This is a genomic window from Phaeovulum molybdatiresistens, from assembly GCF_023544865.1.
Lineage (GTDB): Bacteria > Pseudomonadota > Alphaproteobacteria > Rhodobacterales > Rhodobacteraceae > Pontitalea.
The window spans coordinates 24526-31822 of the sequence record NZ_JAMJFX010000030.1 but is presented as its reverse complement, the minus strand read 5'-3'; the positions used below and the strand labels follow the sequence as shown (position 1 = coordinate 31822).

General features: G+C 66.0%; 7 protein-coding genes. 6 read left to right on the top strand and 1 reads right to left on the bottom strand.

Annotation, left to right across the window (positions count from 1 at the left end; genetic code table 11):
- The first annotated feature begins 84 nt into the window (after nucleotides 1-84).
- The 6 genes from MXB90_RS15505 (at nucleotide 85) to MXB90_RS15480 (ending at nucleotide 6485) form a co-directional block, all read left to right on the top strand.
- Entirely contained in the window at nucleotides 85-384 is a 300-nt protein-coding gene (locus tag MXB90_RS15505; protein ID WP_250046335.1) for a LysR family transcriptional regulator substrate-binding protein, read from the top strand.
- 90 nt (nucleotides 385-474) lie between these two features.
- Nucleotides 475-960 (top strand): formate dehydrogenase subunit gamma, encoded by a 486-nt coding sequence (locus tag MXB90_RS15500; protein ID WP_250046334.1) that lies wholly within the window; start codon nucleotides 475-477, stop codon nucleotides 958-960.
- Nucleotides 957-2483, top strand: coding sequence for a formate dehydrogenase beta subunit (locus MXB90_RS15495; protein WP_250046333.1), 1527 nt, complete (start codon nucleotides 957-959; stop codon nucleotides 2481-2483). Before MXB90_RS15500 ends, MXB90_RS15495 begins: the two co-directional genes overlap by 4 nt.
- 85 nt (nucleotides 2484-2568) lie before the next feature.
- The gene (gene fdhF, locus MXB90_RS15490; protein ID WP_250046332.1) at nucleotides 2569-5466 is read left to right on the top strand and encodes a formate dehydrogenase subunit alpha; all 2898 of its coding nucleotides are present in this window, start codon (nucleotides 2569-2571) and stop codon (nucleotides 5464-5466) included.
- A gap of 4 nt (nucleotides 5467-5470) precedes the next feature.
- Nucleotides 5471-6292: a formate dehydrogenase accessory sulfurtransferase FdhD gene (gene fdhD, locus MXB90_RS15485; protein ID WP_462982314.1), complete on the top strand. Its 822-nt coding sequence runs from the start codon at nucleotides 5471-5473 to the stop codon at nucleotides 6290-6292.
- Nucleotides 6282-6485 carry a formate dehydrogenase subunit delta gene (locus tag MXB90_RS15480; protein WP_250046331.1) on the top strand — a complete coding sequence of 68 codons (204 nt, stop codon included), beginning with the start codon at nucleotides 6282-6284 and terminating at the stop codon, nucleotides 6483-6485. The genes fdhD and MXB90_RS15480 overlap by 11 nt, the downstream gene beginning before the upstream one ends.
- Before the next feature lie 9 nt (nucleotides 6486-6494).
- Here MXB90_RS15480 and MXB90_RS15475 read toward each other — a convergent pair whose 3' ends face one another.
- Nucleotides 6495-7097 (bottom strand): response regulator transcription factor, encoded by a 603-nt coding sequence (locus MXB90_RS15475; protein WP_250046330.1) that lies wholly within the window; start codon nucleotides 7095-7097, stop codon nucleotides 6495-6497.
- Between the last annotated feature and the right edge of the window lie 200 nt (nucleotides 7098-7297).

Below are 7297 nucleotides of genomic sequence, written 5' to 3'. Positions count from 1 at the left end.
TGGGTCTGCTCATGCCCTCCAGCTACCACACTGGATTCACGAGATGAATCCCCCACGGGTTTTGTGCAACAGAGCCCGCCGGACATGCAAAACCGGCGCATCATCAACAAGCATTTCGCAGATGCGGGCATCAGCCCCCGGGTGCTGATCGAATCGAACTCGACCGTGGTGCTGGTGGCCAATGTGCTGTCGGGCGATTGGCTGACCATCCTGCCCGCCGATATCGCGCGGTTTCTGGTCACCGGCAAACCGCTGCGCACGATCCCGATGGCGGGCACGGGGCGGGGCCATTCGGTCGGCCTGCTGGCGCCCTGGCGCGAACCCCATACCCCGGTGCTGCAGGCGCTGCTGGCCGAGGCGGGGCAGATTTCCGAATTGAGTTGATAGAGATTTCCTATCAGACAACGGAAATGCGATATTGAAACCGATATGAAAAGCCGCATGCTGGGGCCCGTTACCCGTGAAAGGCCCCGCATGCAGACCCAAGCGCCCAGCCCTACCCCCCCGACTGACGGGGACATTCGCGCCATCATCGACCGGCATCTGGCGCTGGAAGGGCCTTTACTGCCCATTCTGCACGGGCTTCAGGCGGCCTTTGGCCATATCCCCGCCGCCGCCACCGCGCTGATCGCGCAGGCGCTGAACCTGACCCGGGCCGAGGTTCATGGCGTGATCAGCTTTTACCACGATTTCCGCGACCGCCCCGCCGGGCGCCATGTCATCCGCATCTGCCGGGCCGAAGCCTGCCAATCGGTCGGCGCCACGGCACTGGCCGAACGGGTGCTGGCGCGGCTGGGGCTGGATTGGCACGGCACCAGCGCGAATGGCGCGGTGACGGTGGAACCTGTCTATTGCCTGGGGCTATGCGCCTGCGGGCCGGCGGTGATGGTCGATGACCGGCTGCTGGGCCGGGTCGATGCCGCGCGGATGGATGCGATCCTGACGGAGGCCGGGGCATGAAGATCTATCTTCCGCTGGACAGTGCCGCAGTTGCCCTTGGCGCCGATGACGTGGCCGCCGCGATCCGCGATCAGGCCGCGGCGCGTGGGGTGGATATCCGGCTGATCCGCACCGGATCGCGCGGTATGGTCTGGCTGGAACCGCTGGTCGAGGTAGACATTGACGGCATCCGCCACGGCTTTGGCCCGATGACCGTGGCCGATGTCCCCGCGCTGTTTGGCGATCTGGCCGCCCATCCCCGCGCGCTTGGCCCGGTCGAGGCGCTGGACTGGATGCGCCGCCAGACCCGGCTGACCTTCGCCCGCTGCGGCGTGATCGACCCGCTGGACCTGGCCGATTACCAGGCCCACGGCGGGCTGGCCGGGCTGCGCCGTGCCATCGCCATGACGCCCGCCGATATCGTCGCCGAGGTCACCGCATCCGGCCTGCGCGGGCGCGGCGGTGCGGGCTTTCCCACCGGGGTGAAATGGGCCACCGTCGCGCAGGCACAGGGCAACCGGAAATACATCGTCTGCAACGCGGATGAGGGCGACAGCGGCACCTTTGCCGACCGCATGATCATGGAGGGCGACCCCTTCAGCCTGATCGAGGGCATGGCGATCGCGGGGCTGGCGGTGGGGGCCAGCAAGGGCTTCGTCTATCTGCGTTCGGAATACCCCGTTGCGGCGGGAATCCTGCAAGATGCCCTGCGGATCGCCCGTGATAACGGGATTTTGGGGGCGAATGTCCTGCAATCGGGGCGATCTTTTGATATTGAGCTGCGGATGGGCGCGGGCGCCTATGTCTGCGGCGAGGAAACCGCCCTGCTGAATTCGCTGGAAGGCAAGCGCGGCGTGGTCCGCGCCAAGCCGCCGCTGCCCGCGCTGCAAGGTTTCATGGGCCAGCCCACGGTGGTGAACAATGTGATCAGCCTGGCGACCGTGCCGGTGATCCTTGACCGCGGCGCGCAGGCCTATGCCGATATCGGCCTGGGCCGGTCGCGCGGCACGGTGACCTTGCAGATCGCAGGCAATGTGAAACGCGGCGGGCTGTTTGAAACCGGCTTTGGCCTGACCCTGGGCGAGGTGGTCGATGATATCGCGGGCGGCACCGCCACCGGCCGCCCGGTCAAGGCGGTGCAGGTGGGCGGCCCGCTGGGCGCCTATCTGGCGCCCGCGAAATTCGACACGCCCCTGGGGTATGAGGAACTGGATGCGCAAGGCGGGTTGATCGGGCACGCCGGGATCGTGGTCTTTGACGACAGCGCGGACATGCTGCGCCTGGCGCGCTTTGCGATGGAATTCTGCGCGGTGGAAAGCTGTGGCAAATGCACGCCCTGCCGGATCGGCGCGGTGCGCGGGGTGGAAACCATCGACCGGATTGCCGAAGGCGACGGCGCCGCGATCGGCCTGCTGAGCGATCTGTGCGAGACGATGAAGGACGGGTCGCTGTGCGCGCTGGGGGGGTTCACGCCCTTCCCGGTGATGTCGGCGCTAACGCAATTCCCCGAGGATTTCGCCCGCCCGCGCGAGGCCGCCGAATGACGCCCCGACCCAACCCCACGGCGGGGGGCTTTGCCCCCCGTGCCCCCCAGAGTATTTTTGCCAAGAAGAAGCAAAGGCCCGCACCATGAAGGATCTGATCATCCCCTGGGACGACCGCGACATGGGCACGCCCGCGAAGACCGGCGCGCCGGTCACGCTGCGCATCGACGGGTTTGAGGTGACGGTGCCCGAGGGCACATCGGTCATGCGCGCGGCGGCCGAGGCGGGGATTTCGGTGCCGAAGCTGTGTGCATCGGACAATCTGGAGGCCTTTGGGTCCTGTCGGTTGTGTGTGGTCGAGATTGAGGGCCGGCGCGGCACGCCCGCATCCTGCACCACGCCGGTGGCGCCGGGGATGGTGGTGCATACCCAATCCGACAAGCTGCGCAAGCTGCGCCGGGGGGTGATGGAGCTGTATATCTCGGACCACCCGCTGGATTGCCTGACCTGCGCGGCCAATGGCGATTGCGAATTGCAGGATATGGCCGGGGCGGTGGGGCTGCGCGATGTGCGCTACACCGCGCCCGCGGGGGGCCAGATGGCCAACCATTTCACCGCGCGCGACACATCGGGCGCCGCCAATCCGCAGTGGCGGGCCAAGGATGAAAGCAACCCCTATTTCACCTATGATCCGGCGAAATGCATCGTTTGCAACCGCTGTGTGCGCGCCTGCGAAGAGGTGCAGGGCACCTTTGCCCTGACGATCGAGGGGCGCGGCTTTGACAGCCGGGTCAGCGCGGGCGCGGGGGGGGATGATTTCCTGTCCTCGGACTGTGTCAGTTGTGGCGCCTGTGTGCAGGCCTGCCCGACCGCGACCTTGCAGGAAAAATCGGTGATCGAGCTGGGCACACCGACCCGGTCGGTGGTGACCACCTGCGCCTATTGCGGGGTGGGCTGTTCGTTCAAGGCCGAGCTGAATGGCGATCAGCTGGTGCGCATGGTGCCCTGGAAACATGGCAAGGCAAATCGTGGCCATTCCTGCGTCAAGGGCCGGTTCGCCTATGGCTATGCCACGCATCGCGACCGCATCCTGAACCCGATGATCCGCGAGCGGATCACCGACCCCTGGCGCGAGGTCAGCTGGGACGAGGCGATCGGCTTTGCCGCCCAACGCCTGCGCGCCATACAGGCCCGGCATGGGCAGAAAAGCATCGGGGTCATCACATCGAGCCGCTGCACGAATGAAGAAACCTTTCTGGTGCAGAAACTGGCCCGGGCGGTCTTTGGCAACAACAACACCGACACCTGCGCGCGGGTGTGCCATTCGCCCACCGGTTATGGGCTGAGCCAGACCTTCGGCACCAGCGCCGGCACCCAGGATTTCGACAGTGTCGAGGCCGCCGATGTGGTCATGGTGATCGGCGCCAACCCGACCGACGGGCACCCGGTCTTTGCCAGCCGGCTGAAGCGGCGGCTGCGCGCGGGGGCCAGGCTGATCGTGGTGGACCCGCGCCGGATCGATCTGGTGAAATCGGCGCATGTTGCGGCGGCCCATCATCTGGCGCTGCGCCCGGGCACCAATGTCGCCGTCGTCACCGCGATGGCCCATGTCATCGTGACCGAGGGGCTGATGGATGAGGCGTTCATCCGCGCGCGTTGTGACTGGGACGAATTCCTGACCTATGCGGAATTCGTCGCCGACCCGCGCCATTCCCCAGAGGTGACCGAGGCCCTGACCGGCGTGCCCGCCGCCGATCTGCGCGCGGCGGCGCGGGCCTTTGCCACCGGCGGCAATGGCGCGATCTATTACGGGCTGGGGGTGACCGAACATTCGCAGGGGTCCACCACCGTGATGGCGATTGCCAATCTGGCGATGCTGACCGGCAATATCGGCCGGCCCGGCGTGGGGGTGAACCCGCTGCGCGGGCAGAACAATGTGCAGGGATCCTGCGACATGGGCAGCTTTCCGCATGAGCTGCCCGGCTATCGCCATGTGAAACTGCCGCAGGTGCGCGAGATCTTTGAACGCGCCTGGGGCGTGACGATCGACCCCGAACCGGGCCTGCGCATCCCCAACATGCTGGATGCCGCGGTCGATGGCACCTTCAAGGGTCTGTATTGTCAGGGCGAGGATATCCTGCAATCGGACCCCGATACCAAGCATGTGGCGGCGGGGCTGGCGGCGATGGATTGTGTCATCGTGCATGACCTGTTCCTGAACGAGACATCGAACTACGCCCATGTCTTCCTGCCCGGGTCCACCTTTCTGGAAAAGGACGGCACCTTCACCAATGCCGAACGCCGCATCAACCGCGTGCGCCGCGTGATGGCGCCGCGGCAGGGCTTTGCCGATTGGGAAATCACCCAGATGCTGGCCAATGCGATGGGGGCGGGCTGGGCCTATGACCACCCCGCGCAGATCATGGCGGAAATCGCCGCGACGACGCCGACCTTCGCCGGCGTCAGCTATGATCTGCTGGACCGGCTGGGGTCGATCCAGTGGCCCTGCGACGACACGGCCCCCGAAGGCACGCCGATGATGCATGTCGATGGCTTTGTGCGCGGCAAGGGGCGGTTCATCGTCACCGAATATGTGGCGACCGATGAAAAGACCGGGCCGCGCTTTCCGCTGCTGCTGACGACGGGGCGCATCCTGTCGCAATACAATGTCGGCGCCCAGACCCGGCGCACCGAAAACGTGGTCTGGCATGATCAGGATCTGCTGGAAATCCATCCCCATGATGCCGAGGTGCGCGGCGTGAAGGATGGCGACTGGGTCCGCCTGGCCAGCCGGTCGGGCGAAACCACCCTGCGCGCGCAGATCACCGACCGGGTCAGCCCCGGGGTGGTCTATACCACCTTCCACCACCCCGACACGCAGGCCAATGTCATCACCACCGATTATTCCGACTGGGCCACGAACTGCCCCGAATACAAGGTGACGGCGGTGCAGGTCAGCCCCTCAAACGGGCCCAGCGACTGGCAGGTTGACTACGCGGCCCAGGCCGACCGGGCGCGCCGTGTGCTTCCGGCGGCGGAATAGCGCCATGCCCCTGCCCCCCGCCCGCAGCGTTTCCGGCACCGCGCACCGATCCGGGGCGGCCATGCCCCTGCGCCGCGCCCTGCCCGAAGAGGTGCCCGTGGCCATGGTCTATGACGGGTCAACCCAGGCGGTGATGATGGCCAGCCCCGGCGACATTGCCGATTTCGCGGTGGGATTTGCCCTGTCCGAAGGCATCGTCACCGATCTGTCGCAGATCCGCGATTTCGAACAGGTCAGCCATGACACGGGCATCGAGGCGCGGCTGTGGCTGGCTGCCGATCGCGGCGCGCAACTTGCGGCGCGGCGGCGGTTCATGGCGGGGCCGGTGGGTTGCGGGCTGTGCGGGATCGACAGTCTGGATCAGGCCCTGCGCCCCCTGCCCCGCATCGACCGCGCGGGCCCGAGGTTCGCCCACGCCACGGTCGCGCGTGCGGGCGATTCCTTGCGCGCGGGCCAGGTGCTTTATGACCAGACCCGCGCCACCCATGCCGCCGGTTTCCTGCGCCCGGATGGCGAAATGGTGCTGCTGCGCGAAGATGTGGGGCGGCACAACGCGCTGGACAAGCTGATCGGCGCGATGGCGCGGCAGGGTCTTGACCCCGGCGCTGGCGCCTTCGTTCTGTCCAGCCGGTTATCGGTGGAACTGGTGCAGAAATCTGCGCTGGCCGGCTGCCCGATGCTGATCGCCGTATCCGCCCCGACCGCCCATGCCCAGCGTCTGGCCGAGGGCGCGGGCATCACCCTTGTCGCCTTTGCCCGCGGTGAGGGCTTTGACATCTATTCCCACGCCCACCGCATCACGTCCGAGATCCCCGATGTCGCCTGAAAAAATGGTCCATATGGCGAACCAGATCGCCATCTTCTTCAAGACCCAGCCCGGGGACGATGCCGCCGACCGCGTGGCGGCCCATCTGCGCGACTTCTGGGAACCGCGGATGCGCCAGCAGCTGCGGGACCATGTCGCCCAGGGGGGCGCGGGGCTGGATGATCTGGTGGTGCAGGCCGCCCGGTCGATCTGAACCCGCGGGTCAGACCAGCCGCAGGTCGCGCGCGATCATCGCGGCATGGGTGCGGTTGCGCGCGCCCAGCTTGCGGCACACCGATTTCACATGCAGCTTGATCGTCACCTCTTGCAGGCCCAGATCGGCGGCGATCACCTTGTTGGCCTTGCCTTCGCAAATCCCCTGCAGCACGCGCATTTCACGCGGGGTGAATTGCGAATCCGCCGGCGCCTCGGGCTGGCGCATGAAATCGAAGGGCACGTATTTTTCGCCCGCGATCATGAAACGCAGCGCCTGCACCAGCGATTTCGACGCCAGCGTCTTGGGCACAAACCCCGCCGCCCCCGCCGTCAGCGCCTGTTCCACCGTCGCGCGTGAAATGTTGCCCGACAACAGCGCCACCGGCCGCCCACCGCTAAGCGCCAACACCCGTTCCAGACCTGCAAGCCCGTCCATGCCGGGCATCTTGTAATCCAACAACACCAGATCGAAGGGGCCGGAATCGTCGATCCGGTCCAGCGCCTCTTGCAGATCGCTGGCCTGCACGACGCTGGCGCCTTCCTGCGTTTCAATGAAGGCACAGATCGTTTCGCGCACCAATCCGTGATCGTCAGCGACAAGTATCTTCATCAGTTTCCCAGTCGTATCGTACAACCGTCCGTTTCCCGTGTTGGCAGATCAATCCCGCATTCAACCTGCGGTGTAGCATAAACGACACCGCCACGGAATATATCGGAATGATCTTTTTAATCGTGACTTTAAGCGAAAGTAGCAAAGGTTCAGGGTTTCGTAACGGTCTGCTTGCCCGAAGGTTAGGCGGAATTCGTATA

Bases quoted from the DNA above. Each gene is read 5' to 3' on its own strand.
- MXB90_RS15500 (WP_250046334.1), top strand. From the start codon at position 475: ATGCAGACCCAAGCGCCCAGCCCTACCCCCCCGACTGACGGGGACATT.
- MXB90_RS15480 (WP_250046331.1), top strand. From the start codon at position 6,282: ATGTCGCCTGAAAAAATGGTCCATATGGCGAACCAGATCGCCATCTTC.
- fdhD (WP_462982314.1), top strand. From the start codon at position 5,471: ATGCCCCTGCCCCCCGCCCGCAGCGTTTCCGGCACCGCGCACCGATCC.
- MXB90_RS15505 (WP_250046335.1), top strand. From the start codon at position 85: ATGCAAAACCGGCGCATCATCAACAAGCATTTCGCAGATGCGGGCATC.
- fdhF (WP_250046332.1), top strand. From the start codon at position 2,569: ATGAAGGATCTGATCATCCCCTGGGACGACCGCGACATGGGCACGCCC.
- MXB90_RS15495 (WP_250046333.1), top strand. From the start codon at position 957: ATGAAGATCTATCTTCCGCTGGACAGTGCCGCAGTTGCCCTTGGCGCC.
- MXB90_RS15475 (WP_250046330.1), bottom strand. From the start codon at position 7,097: ATGAAGATACTTGTCGCTGACGATCACGGATTGGTGCGCGAAACGATC.